We start from the raw sequence: 26,493 nt of genomic DNA, 5'->3' as shown, positions 1-26,493 counted from the left end.
TGGAAAAGTATCGTTATCTTTTTCAATGCGCAAAGGAAAGTAATGATTTTGATTCATTTATGAAATTCGCAGTGTAGTTTTGTGCAATTTTTCAAATTTGCTCATTTATAGACTTTATCTTTAATTTCTTTATCATTTACTCTTTTTCATCCTCATCTAAAGACAACATTGTCAAATACCCATCCAATCGTTCCTTCAAATATCCTGCAAACAACTTCTCCATCGCCCCTAGATTATGTTTCCCATGATACTCATCAAAAGCATTATAATACGCAATCCGATCCGTAAACTTAATATCAATCGGTGGATACCCAGCTTTCATCAATTCCAAATTCACAAGTAAACGCCCCGTGCGGCCATTTCCGTCAATAAAAGGATGTATGCCTTCAAATTCAATGTGGAATCTTGCCAGCTTCGGAATAATATGCTCCGTACTATTATGATATTGTTCCAACAGTTGTTCCATCTGTGGCTGTATCAAATAAGGTTGTACTGGCTCATGCTTTGCCCCCATGATTCTCACCGGAACTCTCCGATATACGCCTCTATCTTCTTTTTTATCTGCCAGCACCAAATAGTGGATTTGTTTAATAATACTCTCTGATAGCGGAACATGATCCTTTACCAAATCTTTTACAAAGTCGAAGGCTTCTTTATGTCCAACCGCTTCCATATGGTCTTTCAAAGGTTTCTTATCTATCGTTAATCCTCGCAAAACCATGTCAGTTTCTCTCAAGGTCAGTGTATTTCCTTCGATCGCATTGGAGTTATAGGTGTACTCAACAATAAACTCCTCTGTAAGCCGTTCTACTTCCCCTTGCGTCAGCGGTCTTTTAGAATCCAATTCTCTTTTCTTGTTATCTATAATCGTCAATAGACTTTCTGCTGTCTTGTAACGGCCGTCCTCCGGCTTCTTTGCAGCTTCCGGAATCTTCCAACTGCGCCCTTCCCGAATTACCCCCGGTATTTTCCCTTCAGAACATAAAACACGAACTCGTCGATCGGATATGTTCCATTTTTCAGCAGCCTCTTTTACGCTAATATACATAATTTTCACCTCATCAATCCGCTTCTCTTTAAGGCATATTATATCCCACATAAGGAACAATAGCAATAATATCGGAATATTATTCCCCCTCTATCGGAACATTATCTAGAACTCCCAAAAAGCAACTGTCTTTCATCAGATACTCTATTGGGTATCCTCTAAACAGCCGACAAGGTATTCAATTTATCCATCATTCGTAACACCCTTCCTTATACTTTATCTTTTCCATCGATACTTATATTTCCACATTAGTACCAAGCGCAATCTCCAACAACTCCGCAGCCACCTGATGATTTTTAATCCGCATCAAATTATCCCACGCATCTTCCTTCCCCAGTAGATTCATACCTCCATGCCACACCAATTCCTCATCTATGACTGCAAATCGTTCTTCAACTTCTTCTTTTGTTACAACATTGATAGCTACCTCCTGCATCTCTCGGATCAGCTCGTAACACATATCCACATTACCATATATGACTTTCTCCGGATCCGTTGTAATAACTGTAACACTCACGCCGTTTTCCTGACGTTCTTTTACCAATACTAACAATCTGTCAATCTTCTCCTGCCGGATATTTGGGCTGGAAATCACGATTGTTTTTTCTGCCTCTACCAAATCCTGCTCAAATTTTTCCATATAATTGCCAGAATCAAATATCGCATGAACAACCTGCTTCTCTTGCGAATCTCCTATCCAAATAGAGAATCCTGTTTTCTTGTAGGTTCGTAGTCTCTTTCCGTACATCTTATTAAACTTTCTCATATGTGCATCAATATAATCATACACATAAACCGCTTTTTTCCCCTCGTAATCACGATTCAGTCTTCCTATATACTGTTCCAAACGCCCTTCAAAGGATACCGGCGCTGCAAGCATCAGTACATCCAATCTCGAAAAATCAAATCCTTCTCCTATCTTTTGACCAGTCGCAATCAATATAAGACTTTCTGTACGCGGAACCTGTTTTAATTGTATCCGTATTTCGGCATTTTCCTTATCCGAATTATCTCCATACAAAAGAAATACATGGTCTGCTTCGTCTTTTAACATATCATACAAGATTTTTGCATGTTCCTTGTATCGAGTTAATATAACCGGAGTCTGCTTCTGTGAAATACTTTGTTTTACATCATTTGCAATCATTTCATTTCGCACCTTGCTGGTGCTGATCAAACTATAGGCTCTATTGATATCATTCCTGCTATCCACAGTATCGATCACTCTCGTATATCTTGGAACAAAATAATGTCCGATTCCCTGCTCTTCGGCTCTTTCCAATGCAGTAAAGCGATGTCTTAATGGACCCAGCATCATATAGATAATTTTATCCAGATGATCGCCACGTTTGGGCGTAGCGGAAACCCCATATACATATTTTGCATTGATTTTCTGTAATACTTCCATATATATGTGTGATGCTGCATGATGACATTCATCCACAATTACCATTCCATAAGAATGTTTCAAATTTTGAAACTTTCCTTTGCTGTACATGGAACCGACCATCGCAATATCTACAATGCCAGTCAATGTATTCTTACTTCCATGTAAAATACCTATTGCGCTATCTCTCTTTTTCTTTCGCCCTGTCTTCGTTTCATACTCCGGCGGTTCTTCCCTGATATCGAGAAATTTATTCAATTCATCCCACCATTGAGCAAGCAAGTCCTTGCTTTGCAGCAAAATCAGTGTATTTACCTTCCGTTCCGCAATCAAATAACTGCACACAACTGTTTTCCCAAATGCGGTTGCGGCTTCTAACACACCATCTGAATTCTTTAACAACTGCTCGGCCGCAAGTTCCTGTTGCAATCGCAAATCACCTTTAAACGAGGCTCTGATCGGACGACCGATTTCCCTTTGATCAGATATATCAATTGGAATTCCTGCTTTCGTACATTCCTCAGCAATTCTTTCTCTTAGTCCTCGTGGCACCCGGATATAGCCATCAATATCTTTTCCTAAATAAACAGCACTAAAATTATAGTAGTTCGAATATCCTAATCTCTTGTTCTTATAATACTCCGGATTATCAAACGCCGCCAGGCTACGAATTTGATTTTGTATTCTCGGCATGAGATTCAGAATATCGACATAAACACCATTACTGAGTACCATATGAAACTTTCCAACCACATCCGTTTTCACAAACTCGCACTTCTTTTTCCATAGCTTTGGCCTGCTATTAGTAGCTACAAGTTTCTCTCTGCTTTCTGCCAGTTCCACTTGCCACTTCGCCATATACTTTTCTATATCTTCGATACTAAGTTTTTCTGTTTTATTAAGTAAAACATCCCATTGATCAGGATATGCATTCCAATTCTCGTCTACAAATGCACTATTACCATTTCTAAGCGCCTGTCCTTGCAGGGGCAATGCAATCAAATTGCCAATACTGCTCGCTACATCTTGGGATGGATACATACGGTCATAGTAATGAAAGGACTTTAAATTGACAGAAGCCGCCCCTTTATCTAACAATAAAAAACCAAAGTTTCTGGCAACGGAAGCCGATATTGCTTTTTGAAAAAATATCCATACATGAGCGCCTCTCCCTGAACGTGATCGTTCCACTAACAGTTTAATTCCGTTTATCTCACATATTTTTCTAAGAGCATCCACTTCTTTATGCCACTCACTATCCACGTTGGCAAAATCTGTTGCTTCTGCACCTTTTTCATGATTATCAAAATCAAACACGATAAATCTACATGTTCCATCCGGTAACAGCGGATATATACCGATTACGTCCGAACCATCTTCTTTATATCCCAACAGATGTGCAACGATTTTCTTCACGTCCAGTTTTGTCCATTTTTTATTTTCACACTCATCACAAAATATCTTTTCTCCACGCTGTTTCGGACAAAGTTTCATATTCCATCTATTATCACATTGTGGAAAATAGCCGCCATTCTTACCACGCCTGGCGTAGACATCCTCTCTTCCCCAAAACATAGAAAAGAAGCGTATCGCCATCTTTTCTGTAATAAACGTAGGATGGACAATACGCGCTCCTTGGTCGAGATCATACTCTTCTGCATTTTCTATTGTCTCTTCAAAAGGATTGATTTCATCATATGGAATATTCTCTTTTTTCAATTTGTCTTTTAATAACCTGTTCTCATATTCAAGTAATCGAACAATCTTTCTCAAAGCTTCCGCATCATATGCTTCTATATTCATACCGCCACCTGCAATTCTCAACACACAAGTTCCATTTGGATATACTTTGCCGCCTTATCATCCAGTCTCGTTGCCGTATTCTGATTAAAAAATATGTCATAAATCTTATATTTCCGCTTGAACAATACGCCCAAAATTTATCTCATCTTTAAAAAGATCATATACATATTCTGAACTTTCCATATATAAACCGGTTTCTTTATCCTGAAGTTTTTCAAAGACTTTTGAATTATAAAACTTATTCATAGCCTCATCATATTCTATATCCTGATCTGAAGAGAACATATCAACAATATCCTGAATGATATATTCTATTAATTGTTCCTGCTTGCCCATATTATTTTCCTACCTTTCGCAAAAGTTTTATACCTTTTTCTGTATGAAAAGAATACTGCGATGATGTCTTCTTATATATCATTCCTTTCAACAAGGTTTCAAAATCAATAATTTCATTTTCATACTGGCGAAACAATAATGCCATATTATCATCCGCTACAGGTCCTATAACAATGTCAAATTTATTATCCTTATTACATAAAGTGTCTTTCACATTTGTAAATGATCTATTTCTATTATTCATGACAAATTTTGCCCATTCTTCCGTTGTTTCTAAGCCAAAATCTTTAACCCTGATATCATCTATTTTTCTGAAATCATCTTGTATTTCAAAAGTATTTACAACAGGAGAACCGCCATAGATCTTTGATACCCTTACAGCCATGTTTTCTGCCTTCTCTTTTATGTCTGTCAAATAAAATCCTTTTCCAAAATCTTTATATGGTCTGCACATCGCCAAATTTATACTATCAATTACAATATTGCTTCCGTGATATAATCTCATAACACTCCTTCATTCTTTCGGCACAACATTCCCAAATCTTCTATTATTGTTCCAAAATCTAAAGTATGCTCAACTTCATAATTTTCCTTTATAAACGCAATGCCTTTAAATTGAAAAAGGTAGCGAAACGCTTCTTGTATACTGAGATTATAATATTGTGCAAATTCGTTTACACACGCAACAGTAAAACCTATTTTCTTTTTCTTTTCACTCATGCAAAACCTCCTAAAAATCCGGCTTTCCTAAATTCGTCTATCATAGCCAGTCTTCTATCCATAAAAAAGTTTTAGCCATGATTCTTCCACCTGCTTTCTATATTCTATTTTAACCGATTTTCACCCATAGCACAATAAAATCACCAAAAAGAAAAAGCCGCATTTCTGCGACCTTTTCCTATCTTTACCTCACCTCATAAACAACCTTCACAAAAACACGTCTTTTGTTACATCTATATGTATGGTACTCTTACTAACTCCAAATTTTTTTGCGGTCTGACGCACTGTCGCCTGGTTCTCAATAATATAATATGCGATTTCTACTGCTCGCTCCTCGATATAATCTTTCATATACTTCCCCTGCAATTACTGTTGTTACAGTGTATGCAACGGATTCTTTTGGTATGTCTTGATATTTCAGCCTTCCGGCTTCTGCACCTCTCTTTATTCAAGTAAATTTTTTAACCGAACAATCTTGATTCACTAAAAGTCATTTTAATTATTCATGTAATTCAAGTGGCAAACCGTCTGGATCATGGAAAAATGTCATTCTTTTTCCTGTAAAAGGATCCTCTCGAATTGGTTCTGTTTCAATTCCTTTCTCGTGAAGTTCTGCAATGATTTTCTCCATATCTTCCACATAAAATGCAAGATGCCTAAGACCACATGCCTCCGGATAATTGACGCGAGGTGGATTCCCTTTCCCTGAAAAAATCTCAAGTTCACATCCCTCTAACTCTATATCCAATTTATAATCTTCCCGCTCCGGTCGATAATTTTCCCTTATAATTCGAAATCCTAACTTTTCTACATAAAATTCTCTTGATTTTTTATAATCCGAAACAATAATTGCAACATGATGTATTTTTTTCAAATTCATTTTTAAGCTCCCTTTCACTATCTACAAGATTTTCTCATTTTGTCATAAAAAGTTCTGCCGCCACCTGATGATTTTTGATACGCATCAAATTATCCCAGATGTCTACCTTGACAAGTAGATTCATACCCCATGCCATACTAATTCATCATCAATCAGAGCGAATCTTTCTTCAATCTCTTGCTCTACAAATCCTTCATCATTCCATACATTTAAAATGTTCGGAACACCACTTCCGGCACGTTCACCTATATTAATCAAACAATTTGCCAGACCACTCCCCAGAACTAGATTGTAACCTGTCAGTCCAACGAATTGCAGAATCCATTTCCTCTCTATAATCTAAGAAATACTTAGGAAAATGCCGCACAATATCGTATTCATTTCCAAACATAAGCATACCCACTGCTATTGGATGCAATTTCCCATATTATTATATCTCCTTTTAAAATCTCTTTTCACTTTATTTATCACACATTAAAATCCAGCTTTCCTAAGTTCGTCCATCATAGCCGGTCTTCTTTTGTAATCTTGCTTCCAACAATCTGCAATATCACGTGCTATCTTTTTGCCATCCGGATATTTTGTAATCTTTTTCAGATAAGACATTAAGTATTTATATGCCTTTCTGTCTGCTGTTCGAGTTGATTCCTTTTTCACATATTGCACATACATATCTCTGACTTCATTTGGCAAATGTTTTTTCAATACTTTTTCATATTGATCCAATGCATAAACAGACTGATTCTTTCGTATTTCCTGAAGCAGTCTTTCAAATAATTGTTCTTCCACTAAAAATTCATATCGTATCCTCGAAGAAGTTTTACCTTGTAAAAATCTTTCTCTTTGTTTGTCCCATTCTGTTTCACTATACAGCTTTTTCAATTTCACAATGTATTCTAAATTATCTTGCATACATTCAAACACCTGATATTGAAGTTCTTGTTCATATTCTTTATGCATATTTCTTTTTTCGTAAATTTGAATTAATTGCTGACTATATTCTGCTACCAATCCGGCTTTATCAGCATCTAAAATTTTACTTTCTTTCAATACCGCAATGGCTTCTTCATACTTTCTGTCAGATAAATATTCCTGTATTTCCATACTTCGAATTTCAGAAAAATTCCTGTATTTCTGCCGATACTCCCTTATTTCCTGCTTAGAATAATTCAATTCTTCCATCAGATGAATCCGTGCAGTTATATTATTTACCATACCGTAATATGCAGAATAAGAATCGCCACTATAGTTTTCTTTTTGAAACTTAGCGATTTTTTCATCTAACATATGAAGTTTCTCCCAAAGTATTCCCTCATCATGAAACTCATTCAGCAAAAAATCACTAATATACTCTTCCATATAATCAATCACATAATTTTCTTGATGATGTCGAAACCACTGAAACATCTTTTCTTTTTCTTCATCATTACATTCATACAATATTGTTTGCCAATATTCATAACAATTGTTCGCTACAAATGATGTGCCACCATCCGAATCATCCATATCTCGATTTCCAATCTCATAAAAGACACAATTGACTAATTCAAATGCTTCCATTCTGCAATTTTTCTCCAGCAATAGCGGAATATTTTCATCCAAGAGGTTGTTCAACGCATCTGTATAATCTGTTGCATGATAATAATCTACAAATCCGCCTCTATCAGAATAATGATAACCTATATCATTTACCTGCTTTTTCAATCTAATCATATGACGCGGTGTTATCGGCGCATACTTTGTCATGATCCTGTTATATAGAAAATCATCAGAAGCTGCCTGCGAAAATACGATTTCCTGTAATTCATCTATTGGGATTCCGACAATAATCTCTTGCAATTCTTTTTTTTGATCCTGCACCTTTTGAAGATAATTTCCCGGCATTTTTGTATCGGGTTCTCCTTCTTCTATCTCATACAAAGCTGCCGCCATATGTTTGCAATAATTTCCTTCTGCTGCATATGGGCATGTACATGTCATATCATAAACCCGATCATCCCGAATCTCTATCTCTACATCATAATTTTCTGTTCCTTCTACTACTGCTGTATATCCTGTCAAATTCTGTTCCAGAGAAATAACATAACCTTCTTCATAATAATTTAGTCCACGTTCCAATATATGTGTACGAAACAAATCGTTCCATAGTTTCATTTACTTTATCCTCCAATCATTCCTAGTACGTGATTGCCCAATTTTCTCAACATGTCTCTCTGCTTTCTACACTTTATTTTAACTGATTTTTATCTGCAACTCAAGGAAATGAGCAAAAGAAAAAGACCGCATCTCTGCGACCTTTCTCATACTTTTTCCTATCTTTACCTTACCTCATAGACCACTTTTTACTTTTACAAACATTTTTCATGAAAATCTTTTAGAACATATTTATGTATCAAATAAACCGGCGTACAGCTCCATGCATGGCAGTAGCTATTTAAAATCGGGCTTCCATAAGGTGAATAATCCGGATCATCCGGGTCAAATGCTTCCCAAAATGTGTCTGCCCCAAGGTCAATCATCTTTCCCCAATAGTCTTTCATAAGCTGCACAGCTTCCTCTTCCAGTCCGCCTTCAAACAACGCTTCCACAATATGATGATACATATAAGGAGTCGCGATATTCTTTACCGGAAACATTTCTTGAATCATGGTAGTCATAATCTCTTTATTTTCTTCCGGAGACATTACTTTTGCCAGAACCATCCACACCTGACTCGCAATATTATACTCATCTCCTGTGGTAACAAACAATTTCTTTTCTGAATTATATAGTTTATTTCTTGCATACGAAGAAATGAGTTCGAGACTTTTCTCATACTTATCAAGTTCTTCCTCTCCAACCAAACGAGCAAGTTCTATAAACTGTTTTAAGACATAGATAGCTTCTGCCTGTCCTGCTGTATCTTTGTTAAACTCATTAGACCAGTCCACAAACACCGGATAGTCCTCATCGACCATCAACTTTCCATCCTGGTCAAACATTCCAAGAGTAATATCCATCTGCTTTTTGCAGGTAGGATACAACTCATTTACGATTTTAATATCCGGATGCGCCTCATTCAGGTCATATAATGTCGAGATAAAAAACAAACTATACTCAAACAAAAACGTGTCATCGGGAATATTCTTCGGCTTCACAAAGACATTTGCCGAAATTTTCCCCTCTTCCGTAGTCATCCCCGCGAAAAGATACAGACAACGTCGTACCAGCTCTTTATTATCGAAGGTTGCATAATTCGCCAAAGCCTGAAGACGCAAATCCCCCAACCAAAGGCGTCGGTCTCTCTTTGGTCCATCTTCAAATACATCCTGCATGCAGTCTGCGAGTGTCTTTAATCCCACATCATAAATCTTTGAAAGTTTTTCATCCTCCAATTCTGGCTTTTTCACCTTCAGCAGGTCCGCAGAGGTTTCGCTCGTCACAATCGGATTGTAAAATACCGCCTGCCATTTTGGTGAAGTATCAATGACTTTTAACTCTACATATCGAAAACTATATCTTCTCGGGAGCTCCAAAGTTGCCGGCAGCTCGTCTATATGTACAATCTCTTCCTGAATCCATGAGCGGCTGAGCCATCCATCATACTCAGAAGACTCTGCTGCAAGTTCCGCCGGCATCTCTGCAAATTTTAATCTTAAATACAAAGGTGCATCCATAGGAGATCCTGTTTGATCAATATCAATTTTAAAGGTCCCCACTCTGTGATCTCCAAAATCTAAAATCAATTTTTCATCTCGTCTCAATCCATATTCATGAATATTCTCTATTTTCTTATCACTTTCCTGTACTCCATAGCCATTTAATTTTGTATCATCTTTTACCAAGTCCACAATGGCTGTTGGAAACACTGTCTGTTTTTTTATCTGAGGGTGATTTACCTCCGCCATACTTAACATGGCTTCATCATGAATAAACTGCACCCCACTATTAATTTGAAATGTAAATGCCATGAACGTTTCCTCCTATTTCATCTGTCCGATTCCGTGTTTTCTTTGCAGCTTCAACATACAAGATCCTGCCACTGCACTGATGATTACAATACCGGCAAAACCATACATCGTAATCTGGATTCTTTCCGGCGCCACCAACATAGGTGTGATCAGCGCAAAAAGTCCGCAGCAGAATCTTGAAAAGCCATTGATGAATCCCTGCATAGAAGCTCTTGATGACACCGGGAACGATTCCTGTGTCCACACTTTATAGATAGATTCTCCAGCAAACTGATTTCCAATATTATAGCAGGCAATCATGATTACGATCATAAATACAGAACCGCCTCCTAAAGCGATACCAATCATAGCCGCCACCTGAATCACAATTCCTACATAGAAAAATTTATTTCTATGCTTGCTTCCTGCTGCCGAAGCAAATAAGATACCACAGATAAGACCTGCAATGTTTAAGATGATACCGCATCCTGTTGCCAATGACTGTGATGCATTTGCTTTCACTAAAATATAAGTCTGAAACTGTCCAAAAGTATTTGCCAACAAATTCCAACAAATGTAAAAAATCATGATACATGCAAAAAAGGAAAGATACTTTTTGCTTTCTGCACCTTTAAAAAGTCTTGTAAAAGAAATTTCTTCCGAAATACCGGTGCCTTCAGCAGCGCGATATCTATTACCTGCCTCGTGAAATTCCTTAAATTTCGACGAAAATGTTCTCCATAAAAATGCCACTGCCGCAAAGCCGGCAAGAATGCCAAATACAATTCTGGCGCCCAAAGCACCTTCTGTTTTTGAAACAATAAACGCCATAAGATAAGATGCTAAAACACCAATCTGCCAGAATACCTGCGTCGAAGCTACCAGTCCTGCCGATGTTTTTTCATCTGGTGCATCATGTGAAATCACGGTCAAACTAATCGGAAGATCTGCACCTGATGCGAATCCCGCCAAAATAAGTCCTGCCAAAAGCATCGAAAAATTTCCGGATAATACACAAATTCCTGCGCCAATTGCATACAGCAGATTCAGATAATTAAAAGAACGAATCAATCCTAACGCTTTTGTAATATTTCCTGCCAGCAAAGATCCTGCCGCAATAGCAAACGTCAATGCCCCTGACAAGATCCCCACCTGTCAATCCAAGACCACTCTGCCATACCGTAACTGTTGCCGATAAACCGATAATGATTCCTGATCCCAGCATGGACCCGATGCCCGCTGCCACAACCAAGAACCAAGGTCTGCTTTTCCCCCATCTTGTTTTTGTCTTATCGATTGCAAATCCTACCAACACATCTGTAATTGCATCAATCACCCTGCATATCATAAACATTACTGCTATGGACTTTGCTCCAAGATGTACCACATCTGTATAAAAATACAATAGGTACAACGATATTACCTGCCAGATCAAATTGCAGGCAAAGTCTCCCAGTCCATACCCCAATCTCTGTTGGTATAAAAAACTTTTGGATAACATTTCCACACTTTTCCGCTGGTCCATATTGTTCACTCCTCTCATTTGTCATGTTTTATTCTCTCCTTATTATATAGAAGAGGCAAAGCATTTTTAATTGGCACATTAGTCCACATAATTGACTTTTTTTGCACTCTATGTGAAAATATGAGTAATGTTGAACAATCTGCAGCCCTGATACACGAATAAAAAATAGAGAGGATTTTGATTTATGATTTCAAAATACGATACTTTGAAAAAAGATATCTTCCGTTTAAACGAAGACGAAGAATTTTATAAAGCCTATTACCATGCTGGGCATAGTTCTGAAGGGCTCAAAGAATTTTTATCCCAAATTGACAAAGGAGATGCCACGAGACGTCATCTCGTAATACCGGAGCTCCTTCCTGAAATTATTTCATATGAGATGAATGATGAAGAATACTTCAAAGAGGGCGACTCTAGAAATGTCTATATCAGTATGCACAATCGCTATACGCCCGCGTTTCTCCACCGACATAATTTTTTTGAAATTGTATTTGTGTATCATGGGTCTTGTGCGCAAAATATCGGAGCAAACAGAAAATTTTTTTTGGATGGCGATGTGATTTTTATTGCCCCTGGGGTATATCACACAATGGAAGTATTTCAAGATGATTCTATCGTGTTTAATATCCTGATCCAGCAAAAAACATTTCACCAGATGTTCCTTCCTCTTGCCAAGGGAGATGATATTCAAAGTAAGTTTTTTAAAGAAGGGCTCTATAACCAGCACCAATTGGAATATTTAGTTTACCACACAAAAGATTCGTGGAAATCCTTTGTCTTAAAAATGTACTACGAACACTTGAATCATGATGGATTTTCTGATCAAATTCTCATCGGAATGCTGACTTATCTCAGCGCTGACACAATGAGACGCTTTCAGGATACCATGGAATCTTCCTATTTTTTTATGCAAAGCCGGCAGTTAGATGACTTTTTAGTATTGAATTACATTCAGGAACATATTGACACAGTAACCCTTACAGAGATTTCCAAACACTTCGGATTTTCCCTTTCTTACTGCTCTAAACTGATTAAAAATACCACCGGAATGGGATTTAATGACTGGAAAAAGGCCTTGCGGATACGCAAGGGAGAACGATTACTGGTAAACACAACTGATACCATCAGCAGTATTTCTCTTTCTCTCGGTTACGAAAACACAGAAACTTTTATCCGTATCTTCAAAAAAGAGACTGGAATGACACCCGGTCAGTATCGAAAGCAAAGCCAGCAAAATTTACAATAACCAAAAAGGGATTGCGCCTCCACAATCCCTTCATTTTTTAAGAATCTTTTGAATCTTTTTCTACTAACTTACAATTGTCTACAAGCCAGTCTGTCACTTTATCCTGTAACAGTGCTCGTTTCACTTCTTTTTTTCCAACAGCTTCTTCAAGCTCTGCGGAATCTGTATAACCGTACTGTGTTGCATATTCTTCCAAACCTTTTTTGTAGTCTTCATCAGAGACTTTTAAGTTTTCTTTCTCTGCAATCAAATCCACTGCATATTCCTGTTTGATAATGTTCTCTGCCATCACCTCAGAAGTAACACCAAATGCCTGCTCTAAGAATGTATCAACATCATCCATTCCATACATAGAAGCAATCGAACCGTACTGTGTTGTAATATTATCGATTGTCTCCTGCTTTTTGTCTTTTGGATATTTTTCAACTGTACACTGCTCCATCAAAGCATCCCATACATTCTGCTCTTGCTCAGACTCTGCTGCCTGCTTATTGGAAGTCTCCAAATCTTCTTTTACTTCTTTTTTGTAATCTTCAATTGTCTTTGCGGATTCAGAAAGCTCTGCTACCAATTCATCTGTCAACTCCGGAACAATCACTTCTGAAATCTTGTCCAATGTAACGGTAAATACAACTGCCTGTCCTGCAAGATCTGGATTGTTATCATAAGTCTCTGGGAATGTCAGATTCAAATCAAATGTCTCTCCGATATTATGTCCGACAATGCCATCTTCAAACCCGTCAATAAATGATCCTGAACCAAGCTCAAGCTGTTGATCCTGTGCTGTTCCTCCATCGAATGCAACGCCGTCTTTCTTTCCTTCATAATCGATAGTAACCACGTCACCCTCCTGTGCCGGGCGGTCTGTAATATCATTCTGTGTACTCTTTGTCTGAAGTGTAGAATTAATGCTGTCTTCCACATCAGTGTCCGTAACTTTTACCGGATCCACTTTTTCTACTTCCAATCCTTTGTATTGTTTAATTGTAATCTTATCGTTAGAAATACCTTTATTTCCACAGCTGGTCATTACTGCCACTGTGCATATTCCAACCAACGCTGCTATAATTCTCTTTTTCATGACACTCTCCTATTTCTCTAATTTTCAATATTTTATTAAATATAGCATATTTACCATTTGTTGAAAAGCCTTTCCACTACTATTTCACAAACATTTCACAAATCTACCGCTTTTTTATTTTTGCAGAACAATAGCTGAACTCATTTGTATAAGAAAAGTAAAACAGCAAAACTCGCATACCTCTTAACTGTTGTATCACACTTTCTCTTGCACTTCTCACAAAACAATGATACAATATTATTCGTGTAAACGCGGATTATTTACATAGAATTACATAATTGGGAGGTTTGTCGTGAGTCCATTAACCATAACACTACTCATCATTGTAGCTGTTCTGATCATTGCTTTGATCGTATTATATTTCCTTGGGAAAAAAGCAGAAAAAAGACAGGCAGAACAACAACAGCAGCTTGAAGCAGCCGCGCAGAACGTTACTATGCTGGTCATTGACAAAAAGCGTATGAAACTAAAAGAAGCCGGTTTCCCATCTGTGGTAATCGATAACACACCAAAGTATCTTCGCAGAGCAAAAGTTGCTGTCGTAAAAGCGAAAGTTGGTCCTAAGGTAATGACTTTAATGTGTGATGAAAAAGTATTTCCACTCATTCCTGTAAAAAAAGAAGTGAGAGCCGTTGTAAGTGGAATTTATATTACAGGCGTAAAGGGGCTTAGAGGTCCTCTTGAGACTCCAGTCAAAAAGAAAAAAGGACTTTTTGCAAGATTTAAAAAATAGTATTTAAAAGGAACTGCAAACGCAGTTCCTTTTAAAATTTCATCTGTTCATATATGGAAAAACTTTTTGACCCTTTCGGCTTTACATTGATTCGTATTGTACATTCCGCAAGTGGTTCATAATTCACATCCAACGCATACTCTACCTTAATATTAATGTTATCTTCTTTCTCATCAATCTTAATATTCTTTGTAAAAATTCCCAAATTCAACTGGCCATACGGTGTGTCATAATAGGAGCGATTCTTTCTCTTCGTATCAAAAATCATATGCGCATTAGAGACACCTCGTTTGAGCACTTCAAGACTATCTTCTCCGATTACTTTGATCTGAGTCTTCGTAACTCCCGGTATGCCCTCTGATACCTCCTCAAATAAGAGATAGTGTTTCCCATTTTTAAAGAAATAATTACCAGTACTAATCGTCTCAATTGGTTCATTATTGCTCTCCATGTCATTTACATCTACTTGTAATCCTGAAATACTTATCAGTACATCTTTTGTCATCTCATCACCTAATATTCTTCTATATTAATCTGTTGCGTAGTCTCAATATCATATGGGAGAATTGAGTTCGCAAATTGTTTGAACTTGTCCGCAGCATCACTTACATAGAAGGAATACGTCGCATGCTCCCCTTCTTTTCCCGCATTCTCCATACCGCTTTCTTGCAAAATATGTTTTAAATCCATCGCAGTCTCATACGCTGGATTCACAAGCTGAATCTTATCTCCCATGTACGCACGGATTCTTGAGCGAAGGAGCGGGTAATGGGTGCAACCAAGAATCAGAGAATCAATATCTGAATGCTTCATTGATGCGAGATAATAATCAATAATCTCTTCCGTAACCTTATGCTTTGCAAATCCTTCCTCCACCAAAGGTACAAACAGTGGGCAAGCTTTCCCGATAACAGAAACAGTCGGATCCAATCCTTTGATAATCTTTCCGTACATCGCACTCTGCACAGTCGCTTCCGTCCCAATCACTCCGATCTTTTTCGTCTGTGTAATATGAAGCGCCGCTCTTGCTCCTGGTTCTACTACTCCAATGACCGGAATATCACTTTCTTCCCGAACAACATCCAAAGCCAGTGCACTAGCCGTATTGCATGCGATCACAATCGCTTTCACCCCTTTTGTCCTCAGGAAATGGATAATCTGTCTGGAATAGCGGATAATATTATCCTTTGATTTACTTCCATATGGCACACGTGCTGTATCTCCAAAGTACACTAAATTCTCATTCGGAAGCTGACGCATAATTTCCCTTGCAACAGTAAGACCGCCTACTCCAGAATCAAATACCCCTACTGGTGCTGCATTTTTATTATCTATACTCAAAGCAGTATTCTCCTTTATTCTATATCACTTTCTTATTTTACCCTCTCTCTATACTCTTTTCAAGATATAATTTCCTTAAGATACTAATTCCTACAAGACAAAAATAGACCATCTTAGTAACAGTCTATTTTCTTTTATTTTCTGTTTGTTATAACTTTTATTATTTTTATAGTATATCGCAATATAATTCTACAACACTTTAGCAAATAGTTTGATTTATTTTAGTGTAAAATAAAACAAGCAGTATCCAGAAATATATTCCAGTACCGCTTGTCTGAATTAAAGTGCAAGATCTTTTGCAACTTGATATGCATACTCAGGAATCGCTTTGTGCATCTGCAATGCCTCATTGATATCATAATCAATAAATTCACCATGCTGATAACCAACAACACGGTTCGTCTTCCCTTCTAGCAGTAAATCAACCGCCTTTGCCCCCATAATAGATGCATATACTCTATCCTTACATGTCGGACTTCCTCCACGCTGCATGTGTCCAAGAATTGTCGCTCTTGTCTCCATGCCAGTCGCCTCTTCAATTCTCTTTGCCATATTCATAGAATCACCAATACCTTCTGCATTGATGATAATATAATGCTTTTTGCCACGCTTTCTGTTTTCAATAATATCGTTGATAATCTTCTCTTCGTCGTAATCATGCTCTTCCGGCATCAAGATGCGTTCCGCACCATTGGCAATACCACACCACAACGCAAGGTATCCCGCATCACGCCCCATAACTTCAATAATACTACATCTTTCATGTGAGGTCGATGTATCACGCACTTTGTCGATCGCTTCCATCGCTGTGTTTACAGCCGTATCAAAACCAATTGTATATTCTGTACAGGCAATATCCAAATCAATTGTTCCCGGAATGCCGATTGTGTTGATTCCAAGATTTGATAATTTTTGTGCTCCGGCAAAGGAACCATCTCCACCGATAACAACAAGCCCCTGAATTCCATATTTCTTGCAGATTGCTGCTGCTTTCTGCTGTCCTTCTTCTGTGCGCATCTCTTTACATCTTGCTGTCTGTAAAATTGTACCACCTCTCTGAATTGTATCGGATACATCTCTCGCCGTCATATCAATAATCTCTTCCTGCAACAAGCCATGATATCCTCTTCTGATTCCTCTGACACGAAGTCCTTTACCCAGAGCAGTTCTTGTAACCGCACGAATTGCTGCATTCATTCCCGGCGCATCACCCCCACTTGTCAAGATTCCGATTGTGTGAATTGTATCTTTCATTGTTAATCCTCCATTATTTCCTGTATGTATTATTTGAATTGTTTTCATTTTTATACAATTTTATACTATTTTTCAAATGTTTTCAATGTGTTTTTCTACTACTTTTATTCTATTTTCGCCAAAATAATTTGTCATATTGCCAAGAATCTCTTTTTCAACATGGATATTCCAGTTTTTCGGAAGCCTTTTGATGGCTTTTTCTTTTGCACAATAAATCACTACACTGTCATTTCCCTCCGATGTTCTTAGCATCTCATAGACCTTTTTTTCCTCCGTGAGAAACGACTCCTTATCCGGAAACTGAATCCAAAGTTCACACGTCGTATTTTCAAACGGGATAATCTCCTCGCAGATCAGTTTACTTGCACTTTCATCTTCTTCCGACACTCTTCCCTTTACAAATACTTTGTAATCTTCCTCCAGATACATACGATTTTTCTCATAATCTCTCGGAAATACAACTACTTCTACCGTTCCAACCAAGTCCTCAATCGTCAAAAATGCCATTGTCTTATTCGTCTTAGTATGCTTGATTGTCTTATTGGTAATAATTCCTCCGATGATCTCTTTAGCTCCTTCCCGCACTTTCGTGTGTGCACTTTCCTCATCATATTGAAAATCCATCGTCGTGGCACTGATATTTTTGCGCCATTTTTCTTCATATTCCTGCATCGGATGTCCACTGACATAGATGCCAAGCACTTCTTTTTCAAATGAGAGCATTGTCTCTTTTTCATATTCTCCCACATCTGGCAGTTGAATATCAAATTCTTTCTTCTGTTCCTCATCCACAAGATCAAAAAGTGACATCTGGCCATTCATCGAATATTTTCGTTCCTGATTCACCTGCTCTAAGATCTTCACATAGATCACCATAAACTGCTTTCTGGTCCCATGAAGACTATCAAGTGCTCCAGCTTTGATAAAACTTTCAATTGTTCGTTTATTTACTTCTTTTCCAGAAAGTCTCTCAATAAAGTCCTTCAGATTCTTGAACAAACCATTCCGCTCGCGCTCAGCGATAATTGCCTCGATTACCGGTTTCCCAATACTTTTTATTGCCGCAAGTCCATAGCGGATGTTGCCGTTGTCTACGGAAAACTTCCCTTCTCCTTTATTTATGTCCGGTGGAAGAATTTCTATCCCCATCTGCCGGCAGGAATATATGTATTCTGACACTTTTCCCGGATTGTCAATAACAGAAGTCATAAGAGCCGCCATAAATTCTACCGGATAATAGTATTTCAGATACGCAGTCTGATAAGCGACAACCGCATAAGCAGCCGCATGTGATTTGTTAAATGCATATTTTGCAAAGTCAATCATCTCATCATAAATCTTATTTGCAACCTGTTCACTGATTCCGTTCGCAATACATCCCGGAACCCCTTCCGCCTCATTTCCATATACGAAATTCTGGCGTTCTTTTTGCATTACATCACCTTTTTTCTTGGACATCGCACGTCGCACCAAGTCACTTCGCCCAAGGGTATAGCCCGCCAGATCACGCACAATCTGCATAACCTGTTCCTGATAGACGATACATCCATATGTCGGTTCCAAAATTGGTTTCAACTGCGGACAATCGTATGTAATTGCATTCACATCATTTTTCCCTTTGATGTACTGTGGGATAAAATCCATCGGTCCCGGACGATATAGCGAAATACCCGCAATGATATCTTCCAGACTCTGCGGTTTTAGTTCTTTCATAAAGCTCTTCATCCCTGCACTTTCCAGTTGAAATATACCATCTGTCCTTCCTGTTCCGATGGAATCCAACACCGCCTTATCATCGTAATCAATACGATCAATATCGATTTTTTTACCCGTACTTTTTTCTGCCAGACCAACCGCATTCTGAATAACCGTGAGCGTTCGAAGTCCTAGGAAATCCATTTTCAGCAACCCCAGTTCCTCCAATGTTGTCATCGTGAACTGTGTCGTCACAGAACCATCCGAACCGAGTGACAACGGGACATACTCATCCACTGATTTTTGACTGATCACAACGCCGGCCGCATGCATCGAAGTATGTCGCGGCAACCCTTCCAGACGCTTCGACATATCAATCAAGTTCTTGACCTGCTCATCATTTTCATACAGTGTCCGCAATTCACTGTTCATCGTAAGTGCACGATCCAATGTCATATTGAGCTCTGTCGGAATCATCTTGGAGATACTGTCCACAAACGCATACGGTAAATCCATCACACGCCCCACATCGCGGATAACACCGCGAGCCGCCATTGTACCAAATGTAACAATCTGCACTACTCTGTCTGAACCATATTTGCGCACGACATAATCAATAACTTCCTGTCTTCTTTCAAAGCAGAAATCAATATCAATATCGGGCATGGACACACGTTCTGGATTTAGGAAACGTTCAAACAGCAATTGATATTTAATTGGATCAATATTCGTGATTCCAAGACAATAAGAAACGATACTTCCCGCCGCCGAACCACGCCCTGGACCTACCATGATGTCATGATCCCTTGCGTATTTAATGAAGTCCCACACGATCAAGAAATAATCCACATATCCCATCGTCTTGATGACATTCAATTCATATCCTAGTCGTTCCCGCAGCTCACTTCTCGGATTCTTATAGTTTCGCTCCAGTCCCTCAAAACAAAGCTTATTCAAATATTCCCATGATGTATATCCATCTGGAACATCATATTTCGGAAGCTTTGTCACCCCGAACTCAATCTCCACATGACAACGATCGGCAATCTTCTGCGTATTCTCAACCGCCTGCACTGCATATGGGAACAATGCTTTCATCTGTTCTTCCGATTTCACATAATATTGACCGCCCTCGTAACGCATTCGGTCTTCATCTGCAAGTTTCTTTCCTGTCTGAATACAAAGCAGAATATCGTGAGGCTTTTCGTCTTCTGCGTAAGTATAATGCACATCATTTGTAGCAACAAGTTCAATCCCTGTCTCCTGTGACAGACGTAAAAGCTGTTGATTCACATTTGCCTGCTCCTGCAAGCCATGATCCTGAAGTTCCAAAAAGAAGTTTCCTTTCCCGAAAAGCTTCTCATAGCGGAACGCCGCTGCCTTTGCCTCCTCATACATACCTCTGTGCAGATTCTTCTGAACTTCTCCCGCTAGACACGCACTCAGCGCAATAATTCCCTCATGGTATTCCTCCAAAAGCGCCATATCTACACGTGGTTTGTAATAATACCCTTCCACAAACCCCTTCGACACAATTTTTGTCAGATTCTCATATCCCTTCTGATTCTCCGCAAGTAATACGAGGTGATAATACCTGTCCTCATTTGCCCCGGCGTTTTTCTCAAACCGTGATCCTGGAGCGACATAGACCTCACATCCCAGAATCGGATTGATTCCAGCAGACTTCGCAGCACGGTAAAAATCAATCACCCCAAACATCACGCCATGATCTGTGATTGCCGCACTGTTCATCCCAAGTTCCTTAACCCTTGCAACATATTCTGTTATCTTATTAGAACCGTCCAACAGGCTATATTCTGTATGGACATGTAAATGTACAAAACTCATACTATTTCCCTCTTGATTCTTTTTACAGTTTCATTGCTTTTTATCATAACACAGTTTTATAGATTACGACAAACTTCTTTGCAAAATCATCCGCAAAATTTATTTAGTTCCGAATTATACAAAGTTCTCGCAAAACAGAATACATTTCAACAAGCACTTTATTTGTGGAAGTGTTATAATAATTTAGAAATAGACAAATTCTTTTATGCAAAACAACGAAAAACATTTTTATTTACCAGATGAGGAGAGACATAATTATGAATAAACGAAATAAAACTATCTTTTTTATTGGAATTGGCATTGTTGCTGCTTTCGTTATTGTAATTATCTTCTTTGCCGTTCGCTTTCAAAAAGAAAGGCAGCTTGATTTAAAAATCGGCGAACAGCAGATCAGCAATGAAGAATATCTCGCATGTATGCAGTCTGTCATGTATGACACAAAAATGCAAATTCAAAAAGAATATGATGCGGACTACGACGACACTTTCTGGGAGAAAAAATACGGTAATAAATATGGCTATGAAATCTTAGCTGAAAACACACTGCAATCTTTGAAATATATTCATGCAGTCTATGATTTAGCAAAAGAAAACGGCTATGTGGAAGACGGAAGCTATGAGGGATTAAAGAAACGTTTAGACGAGGAAAATAACTCTCGCAAAGAAAAGCTTGCCAATAATGAAGTAATTTACGGCTTAAAAGAATATTCTTATGATCTGTATCTTCAATATGAGATGAGTTCCATCAAAGAGCAGTATTGTAACGACAAGACACGCGAGGGGATGAATTTGACCGAAGAAGAGATTGTGGAACATTATAACAGCCGGGATTGGATTTTTGGAGAAGAGGCCGAAAAAGCAGATCTAGAGACTGCACGTGTCGCAGTAATTCGGGAACTGCGAGAGGAAAAATACGACGCTATCATCGAACAAAGAGTAGAGAATTCACAGGTGTCTGGGGACATGGAGTCCATGAACCAATTCACCTTGAAGAATATATAAATTTCATGTAAGGAAGGAGTAATATTATGAAAAAGAAATGGATAAGTGCAGCACTTTCGCTCACACTTGCCAGCACTACCATCACAACGATGATGCCTGCATACACCGTACATGCGGAAGAAGCAGCTACCCAAGGAACCACTTACTACATAAGTTCCGCTAAGGGCGACGACAAAAACGATGGAACATCGAAAGACAAACCATTCAAGACACTTAACAAAATCAATGAACTCACACTGAAACCGGGTGATCAGGTTCTCTTAGAGAACGGTTCTGTATTTAACGACCAATATCTTCATCTAAAAGGAAGCGGAAGTGCTGAAGCACCTATCACAGTTTCTACATACGGGGAAGGAAATCGTCCTCAGATTAACACAAATGGTCAAGGTATTTGGAAGTTGAATTATGGAAGACCACTTGATAATCAAAATCACAAATGGCACGGTGATGTGTCCTCCTCTATCCTGTTAAAGGATGTAGAGTATGTAGAAATTAGTGGTCTCGAACTCACAAATGACCGCGATACGGCAAATGATCCAGAAAAAGGGAAAGCCTATAATGACGCTGACTGTATGGATAGGACTGGGATTGCAGGAGTGGCAAAAGACAAAGGAACGTTAGACCATATCGTATTAGATGATTTGTATATTCACGATGTTGATGGAAACGTATACAACAAACACATGACAAACGGTGGTATCTATTTCATCGTGGAAAAACCTACTGATGAAAGCAAAACAGGAATCGCAAGATACGATGACGTACAGATTAAAAACTGCCAGTTAGACACTGTTAATCGCTGGGGAATCGCTGTTGGTTATACATACAACTGGGATAAATTCCAGACAGCGGAACTCAGTGATGAAGTGATGGACAAATATGCTTCCTCTGATGTGGTAATCGAGAATAACTACCTGAACAATGTAGGTGGTGACGCCATCACAACTATGTATTTGGACGAACCATTAGTTCAGTACAATGTATCAGAAAACAGCTCCAGACAGATCAACACAACGGATTATTCCAAACAACAGCCTGTATTGGACAAAAACGGAAATCCTACCGGACAATTGCAAGATGTTGGAGCCGGACGCGTTGCTGCTGGTATCTGGCCTTGGAAATGTAAAAATGCGGTATTCCAATACAACGAATGTTTCCGCACTTTGAACGCTTCAAACGGTAACGGAGACGGACAACCATGGGATGCTGATTATGGCGATGGAACAAACTACCAGTACAACTACAGCCACGGAAACACCGCAAGTACCATTATGTTCTGCGGTGGCCAATCTATCAACAACACATTCCGCTACAACATTAGCCAAAATGAAGATATGGGACCTTTAGATCCAGCCGGAAACTCTGGAAATACACAGGTTTACAACAATACATTCTACATCAAAGAAGGATTGAACGACATTTGGCATACTTCGCACGGCAATGGTGGACCAGTGAATTTGGAAAACAATATCTTCTATTTTGCTGGAGAAACTGAGGCAACTGTAAAGAACTGGAATCCAAGCGGCAACAAGACATACAGTAACAACTTATTCTACAATGTAAGCACTTATCCAGAAGATGCCAACGCTGTAAAAGTAAAAGCCGGAACTAAAGTTGTCGAAAACGCTGGTTCAGGTCCAGATGCGGTTGCAACTGATAAACAGGCAAGACATCACGATGATCCGACAAAGGCAACTGTATTTGACGGTTATAAATTAGCGGAAAACTCACCGGCAATCAACGCAGGTAAGATGATTGTCGATAAAAACGGTTACACAATCGATCAAGACTTCTTTGGAAATAAAGTATCTGGTATCCCAGATATCGGTGCTCACGAATCCGGAACAGTTGGCTTGACAATATCATCCGACAGATTTGCAATTGATCAAGCTAAGAAAGAAATCACAATCGACACAATTGATAAAGTGACTGCAAAAGATTTATTAGACAGTTTAATGACAGAAGATGGTGTTACGGTCGAACTGAAACGTGGTTCTGCCACATTGACAGGCGGTGTAAGACTTGCAAAAGGTGATACACTTGTCGTATCTTGCAACGACGAATCTATAACATACACAGTAGTTACTGTAACAAGTGAAGTTGCAAACGAGATTCCTGTAGCAGATATGAAAGCTACAGCTGGTTCCGAAGAAACTACACAAGGAAAAGATTATGCTAAAAATGTCTTAGATGGAAACCTCGGAACAATTTGGCATTCTAATTGGAACGGAGATAGTCGTGACAAACTTTACCTTACAATTGAACTCACAAATGACTATGAAGTAAACGGCTATGTATATACACCACGTCAAGACGGAAGTGGTGATGGCGCGTCAAATGGTACGATTACAAAATACGAAATCCAGACAAGTATGGATGGGAAAAACTGGGTGCAAGCTGCTTCTGGCGATTGGAAATTAGATAAAGCTGTAAAAACTGTAAAATTCGCAAAACCAGTACAGGCAAAATACATCAAATTAGTTGCTGTAGCCTCTCACGGTGGAAGCACTGGTAAAGAATTTGCTTCTGCAGCAGAAGTTCGCTTAACTGGTACTCGTATCTACGATGATAAAACTGCTCCTGCTGCTCCAACTGTAAAAGCAACAGATGTGACAGACACAACTGCTAAAATTACTTGGACACCATCAGCAGATGATAAAGACATCGTGGAATATCAGTTAATGAACGGCAACACAGAACTTGCAACATTCGATGCAACAGAGACTTCTTTCACAGTCGCTGATTTAGAGACCGCAACAGAATACACACTTTCTGTATACGCAGTAGATGAAGCTGGCAACAAATCGGATGCAGGAAACGTAACATTCACAACAAAAGCAAAAGAAGAACACAAGCACACATGGGGTGAGTGGACAACAACAAAAGAGGCTACTTGTACAACAGAAGGTACAAAAGAAAGAACTTGCGTATGTGGTGAAAAACAGACAGAAGTAATCCCAATGACAAATCACAATTGGGGCGAATGGGAAACATCGAAAGTTGCTACTTGTACAGAAGATGGCTTACAAGTAAGACACTGTACAGTATGTCATACACAGTCTACAGATACAAAAGTAATCAAAGCTGCAGGACATACTTGGGGTGATTGGAAAACAACAAAAGAACCAACCTCTAAGACAGAAGGTATGAAAGAAAGAGCTTGTAAAGTATGTGGCGCTAAAGAAACACAAGCAATTGCAAAACTTGATTCAAAACCTGTTACACCACCAACATCAGGTAAAGATAATGGCAAAAATAAACCAGTAAAAACTGGCGATTCAGGCATGGCTGGTGTAACAACAGCATGTCTCCTTTCCGGAATTGCAGCAGTTGTGGTTTTCAAAAAACGCAAAACAGTATAATTACAAAACATTTTAAAAACACTTGATTTTTGTGTCAAAATAGGTATATAATTTTTTCGGCGGTCATATCCTGACCGCCGATTTTCGTATATGAATTACAAATTTCTGAAAGGACAACAGATATGAATCAAGACACAAATTATTTTTCCCTTTACAAAAACTCGATTTCAGGGGCAGCTGTGCAATACCGAAAAGATCATTATCACTTTTCCAAGCATCTTCACACCAGTGTTGAACTTTACTTAATCAAGTCTGGAACCTGCTTTATGACAATCGGTGATACTACACTCGAATGCATCCCAAATGATTTTGTTATGATTCCACCGAATGTTGTACATTCTTTTTATTTAAATGACGAGAATGAATGCAGCTTTTACCACATTCATTTTTTCCCAGAATTTTTATCGCACATTACTTTGGAAGAAGATTCTACGGTCAATCTGATGCATTCCATGATTTTCTGCTGCTCACCATTCTTAAAGCAAAAAGTTACAAAAGATGTGAAAGAACGGATTTTATCAATTATCCATCTGTATACTACAAGCAAGGAACCTATGGCGACCGCACATATCAATCTCTATATACTACAACTGGTTTTGCTTATTCTTCAATCATATAAAGCTCTGCCTCAATCGCAACTTCCTGAAAAAATACAGGGAAAATATATATCATTTACACTGAATTATATTGAAAATCACTATATGGATAAAATTTTGATTCCAGACATCGCAGAAAAATTAAACATTTCCACCCGATATCTGAGTAAGCTTTTCTCGCAATACATGAATATTTCTCTAGCAACTTATGTTAATGTCTACCGTATCAACCGTGCAATTGAATTGATGGACACAACTTCACTTACTTTTACAGAGATTTCGGGCATGATTGGTCTAAAGGATTCTCAGCATTTTTCAAAGCTGTTTTATAACATTATAGGGACTACTCCATCACAATACAAAAAATTTATCTTAAAACACAAATAAGGATACAGCTTCTAGCTGTATCCTCAGACTGTAGACAAAGTCCCGGACAAAAGTCCGGGCTTTTCTTATGCTTCAGTTATCCACAATTCTTTTTTTGTAGAATTACTTTATCAAGAAAAAAGTGTATGTTATCCCCCCATAGTTTTATACTGTCTATTCCCTTCGTGGTATAATAATCTTAACAGGAGGGATTGCTTATGATGACAAGAGATGCTGATAAAAAAAGAAGTCAAATGCTCATGTTTTGTATGGATGACATGGTTCCCCAAGACCATCTTCTTCGAAAAATTGACAGAGCAATTGATTGGAACTTTATTTATG

Annotated in this window: 21 protein-coding genes and 1 pseudogene; 5 read left to right on the top strand and 17 right to left on the bottom strand. The window is 38.4% G+C overall.

The window, feature by feature from the left end; translation table 11 throughout:
• Positions 1–136: 136 nt before the first annotated feature.
• From ACTQXY_RS12610 to ACTQXY_RS12555, 12 genes and pseudogenes are all read right to left on the bottom strand, one after another.
• Positions 137–1,048: a Fic family protein gene (locus tag ACTQXY_RS12610; RefSeq protein WP_441659751.1), complete on the bottom strand. Its 912-nt coding sequence runs from the start codon at positions 1,046–1,048 to the stop codon at positions 137–139.
• 235 nt (positions 1,049–1,283) lie between these two features.
• Positions 1,284–4,238 carry a TOTE conflict system archaeo-eukaryotic primase domain-containing protein gene (locus ACTQXY_RS12605; protein ID WP_441659750.1) on the bottom strand — a complete coding sequence of 985 codons (2,955 nt, stop codon included), beginning with the start codon at positions 4,236–4,238 and terminating at the stop codon, positions 1,284–1,286.
• Between the two features lie 105 nt (positions 4,239–4,343).
• Positions 4,344–4,574: a hypothetical protein gene (locus ACTQXY_RS12600; protein WP_441659749.1), complete on the bottom strand. Its 231-nt coding sequence runs from the start codon at positions 4,572–4,574 to the stop codon at positions 4,344–4,346.
• 1 nt (position 4,575) lies between these two features.
• Complete coding sequence (locus ACTQXY_RS12595) at positions 4,576–5,079, bottom strand: DUF3990 domain-containing protein (RefSeq protein ID WP_441659748.1); 504 nt, start codon at positions 5,077–5,079, stop codon at positions 4,576–4,578.
• Complete coding sequence (locus ACTQXY_RS12590) at positions 5,076–5,294, bottom strand: DUF3791 domain-containing protein (RefSeq protein WP_441659747.1); 219 nt, start codon at positions 5,292–5,294, stop codon at positions 5,076–5,078. The genes ACTQXY_RS12595 and ACTQXY_RS12590 overlap by 4 nt, the downstream gene beginning before the upstream one ends.
• A 222-nt stretch (positions 5,295–5,516) precedes the next feature.
• A pseudogene (locus ACTQXY_RS12585) lies at positions 5,517–5,645 on the bottom strand (sporulation transcriptional regulator SpoIIID); the annotation flags it as partial.
• A 148-nt stretch (positions 5,646–5,793) separates the two neighbouring features.
• Positions 5,794–6,174 carry an SMU1112c/YaeR family gloxylase I-like metalloprotein gene (gene gloA2, locus ACTQXY_RS12580; protein WP_441659746.1) on the bottom strand — a complete coding sequence of 127 codons (381 nt, stop codon included), beginning with the start codon at positions 6,172–6,174 and terminating at the stop codon, positions 5,794–5,796.
• Positions 6,175–6,294: 120 nt separating this feature from the next.
• Positions 6,295–6,432 carry a hypothetical protein gene (locus ACTQXY_RS12575; protein ID WP_441659745.1) on the bottom strand — a complete coding sequence of 46 codons (138 nt, stop codon included), beginning with the start codon at positions 6,430–6,432 and terminating at the stop codon, positions 6,295–6,297.
• Between the two features lie 216 nt (positions 6,433–6,648).
• Positions 6,649–8,328, bottom strand: a complete 1,680-nt coding sequence (locus ACTQXY_RS12570) for an SWIM zinc finger family protein (protein WP_441659744.1) — start codon at positions 8,326–8,328, stop codon at positions 6,649–6,651.
• A gap of 194 nt (positions 8,329–8,522) precedes the next feature.
• Positions 8,523–10,124 carry an alpha-L-rhamnosidase-related protein gene (locus tag ACTQXY_RS12565; protein WP_441659743.1) on the bottom strand — a complete coding sequence of 534 codons (1,602 nt, stop codon included), beginning with the start codon at positions 10,122–10,124 and terminating at the stop codon, positions 8,523–8,525.
• Positions 10,125–10,136: 12 nt separating this feature from the next.
• Positions 10,137–11,246 (bottom strand): MFS transporter, encoded by a 1,110-nt coding sequence (locus ACTQXY_RS12560; protein WP_441659742.1) that lies wholly within the window; start codon positions 11,244–11,246, stop codon positions 10,137–10,139.
• The gene (locus ACTQXY_RS12555; RefSeq protein ID WP_441659741.1) at positions 11,158–11,628 is read right to left on the bottom strand and encodes an MFS transporter; all 471 of its coding nucleotides are present in this window, start codon (positions 11,626–11,628) and stop codon (positions 11,158–11,160) included. Before ACTQXY_RS12555 ends, ACTQXY_RS12560 begins: the two co-directional genes overlap by 89 nt.
• A gap of 184 nt (positions 11,629–11,812) precedes the next feature.
• On the opposite strand from ACTQXY_RS12555, the gene ACTQXY_RS12550 reads away from it, so the two are divergent.
• Positions 11,813–12,874 carry a helix-turn-helix domain-containing protein gene (locus ACTQXY_RS12550; protein ID WP_441659740.1) on the top strand — a complete coding sequence of 354 codons (1,062 nt, stop codon included), beginning with the start codon at positions 11,813–11,815 and terminating at the stop codon, positions 12,872–12,874.
• A gap of 37 nt (positions 12,875–12,911) precedes the next feature.
• Here ACTQXY_RS12550 and tig read toward each other — a convergent pair whose 3' ends face one another.
• A complete protein-coding gene (gene tig / locus ACTQXY_RS12545) occupies positions 12,912–13,955 on the bottom strand; it encodes a trigger factor (RefSeq protein WP_441659739.1) in 1,044 nt (347 codons plus the stop codon).
• A gap of 292 nt (positions 13,956–14,247) precedes the next feature.
• On the opposite strand from tig, the gene ACTQXY_RS12540 reads away from it, so the two are divergent.
• Positions 14,248–14,688: a hypothetical protein gene (locus tag ACTQXY_RS12540; RefSeq protein WP_441659738.1), complete on the top strand. Its 441-nt coding sequence runs from the start codon at positions 14,248–14,250 to the stop codon at positions 14,686–14,688.
• Between the two features lie 31 nt (positions 14,689–14,719).
• Here ACTQXY_RS12540 and ACTQXY_RS12535 read toward each other — a convergent pair whose 3' ends face one another.
• The 4 genes from ACTQXY_RS12535 to ACTQXY_RS12520 form a co-directional block, all read right to left on the bottom strand.
• Positions 14,720–15,193, bottom strand: a complete 474-nt coding sequence (locus tag ACTQXY_RS12535; RefSeq protein ID WP_441659737.1) for a YwiB family protein — start codon at positions 15,191–15,193, stop codon at positions 14,720–14,722.
• A gap of 8 nt (positions 15,194–15,201) precedes the next feature.
• Positions 15,202–16,029: a glutamate racemase gene (gene murI / locus ACTQXY_RS12530; RefSeq protein ID WP_441659736.1), complete on the bottom strand. Its 828-nt coding sequence runs from the start codon at positions 16,027–16,029 to the stop codon at positions 15,202–15,204.
• Between the two features lie 279 nt (positions 16,030–16,308).
• Complete coding sequence (gene pfkA, locus ACTQXY_RS12525; protein ID WP_441659735.1) at positions 16,309–17,283, bottom strand: 6-phosphofructokinase; 975 nt, start codon at positions 17,281–17,283, stop codon at positions 16,309–16,311.
• 72 nt (positions 17,284–17,355) lie between these two features.
• Entirely contained in the window at positions 17,356–20,826 is a 3,471-nt protein-coding gene (locus ACTQXY_RS12520; protein WP_441659734.1) for a DNA polymerase III subunit alpha, read from the bottom strand.
• A 257-nt stretch (positions 20,827–21,083) separates the two neighbouring features.
• Here ACTQXY_RS12520 and ACTQXY_RS12515 point away from each other — a divergent pair, with 257 nt between their 5' ends.
• The 3 genes from ACTQXY_RS12515 (at position 21,084) to ACTQXY_RS12505 (ending at position 26,172) form a co-directional block, all read left to right on the top strand.
• Positions 21,084–21,827: a hypothetical protein gene (locus ACTQXY_RS12515; RefSeq protein ID WP_441659733.1), complete on the top strand. Its 744-nt coding sequence runs from the start codon at positions 21,084–21,086 to the stop codon at positions 21,825–21,827.
• Positions 21,828–21,853: 26 nt separating this feature from the next.
• The gene (locus tag ACTQXY_RS12510) at positions 21,854–25,189 is read left to right on the top strand and encodes a discoidin domain-containing protein (protein WP_441659732.1); all 3,336 of its coding nucleotides are present in this window, start codon (positions 21,854–21,856) and stop codon (positions 25,187–25,189) included.
• 122 nt (positions 25,190–25,311) lie between these two features.
• Positions 25,312–26,172, top strand: coding sequence for an AraC family transcriptional regulator (locus ACTQXY_RS12505; RefSeq protein WP_441659731.1), 861 nt, complete (start codon positions 25,312–25,314; stop codon positions 26,170–26,172).
• Positions 26,173–26,493: the final 321 nt, after the last annotated feature.

Origin of the sequence: Faecalimonas sp. LCP19S3_D12 (genome assembly GCF_052121495.1) — a bacterium.
GTDB lineage: Bacteria > Bacillota > Clostridia > Lachnospirales > Lachnospiraceae > Faecalimonas.
Note: the sequence above shows the minus strand (reverse complement) of the source record. Positions and strands in the feature narration are given on the sequence as shown.

Excerpts from the sequence above, each read along its gene's own strand:
- ACTQXY_RS12550 (WP_441659740.1), top strand. The coding sequence starts at position 11,813 with ATGATTTCAAAATACGATACTTTGAAAAAAGATATCTTCCGTTTAAAC.
- gloA2 (WP_441659746.1), bottom strand. The coding sequence starts at position 6,174 with ATGAATTTGAAAAAAATACATCATGTTGCAATTATTGTTTCGGATTAT.
- ACTQXY_RS12515 (WP_441659733.1), top strand. The coding sequence starts at position 21,084 with ATGAATAAACGAAATAAAACTATCTTTTTTATTGGAATTGGCATTGTT.
- ACTQXY_RS12590 (WP_441659747.1), bottom strand. The coding sequence starts at position 5,294 with ATGAGTGAAAAGAAAAAGAAAATAGGTTTTACTGTTGCGTGTGTAAAC.
- ACTQXY_RS12600 (WP_441659749.1), bottom strand. The coding sequence starts at position 4,574 with ATGGGCAAGCAGGAACAATTAATAGAATATATCATTCAGGATATTGTT.
- ACTQXY_RS12605 (WP_441659750.1), bottom strand. The coding sequence starts at position 4,238 with ATGAATATAGAAGCATATGATGCGGAAGCTTTGAGAAAGATTGTTCGA.
- pfkA (WP_441659735.1), bottom strand. The coding sequence starts at position 17,283 with ATGAAAGATACAATTCACACAATCGGAATCTTGACAAGTGGGGGTGAT.
- ACTQXY_RS12595 (WP_441659748.1), bottom strand. The coding sequence starts at position 5,079 with ATGAGATTATATCACGGAAGCAATATTGTAATTGATAGTATAAATTTG.
- ACTQXY_RS12565 (WP_441659743.1), bottom strand. The coding sequence starts at position 10,124 with ATGGCATTTACATTTCAAATTAATAGTGGGGTGCAGTTTATTCATGAT.
- ACTQXY_RS12535 (WP_441659737.1), bottom strand. The coding sequence starts at position 15,193 with ATGACAAAAGATGTACTGATAAGTATTTCAGGATTACAAGTAGATGTA.
- tig (WP_441659739.1), bottom strand. The coding sequence starts at position 13,955 with ATGAAAAAGAGAATTATAGCAGCGTTGGTTGGAATATGCACAGTGGCA.
- ACTQXY_RS12520 (WP_441659734.1), bottom strand. The coding sequence starts at position 20,826 with ATGAGTTTTGTACATTTACATGTCCATACAGAATATAGCCTGTTGGAC.
- ACTQXY_RS12570 (WP_441659744.1), bottom strand. The coding sequence starts at position 8,328 with ATGAAACTATGGAACGATTTGTTTCGTACACATATATTGGAACGTGGA.
- ACTQXY_RS12555 (WP_441659741.1), bottom strand. The coding sequence starts at position 11,628 with ATGGACCAGCGGAAAAGTGTGGAAATGTTATCCAAAAGTTTTTTATAC.
- ACTQXY_RS12610 (WP_441659751.1), bottom strand. The coding sequence starts at position 1,048 with ATGTATATTAGCGTAAAAGAGGCTGCTGAAAAATGGAACATATCCGAT.
- ACTQXY_RS12510 (WP_441659732.1), top strand. The coding sequence starts at position 21,854 with ATGAAAAAGAAATGGATAAGTGCAGCACTTTCGCTCACACTTGCCAGC.
- ACTQXY_RS12505 (WP_441659731.1), top strand. The coding sequence starts at position 25,312 with ATGAATCAAGACACAAATTATTTTTCCCTTTACAAAAACTCGATTTCA.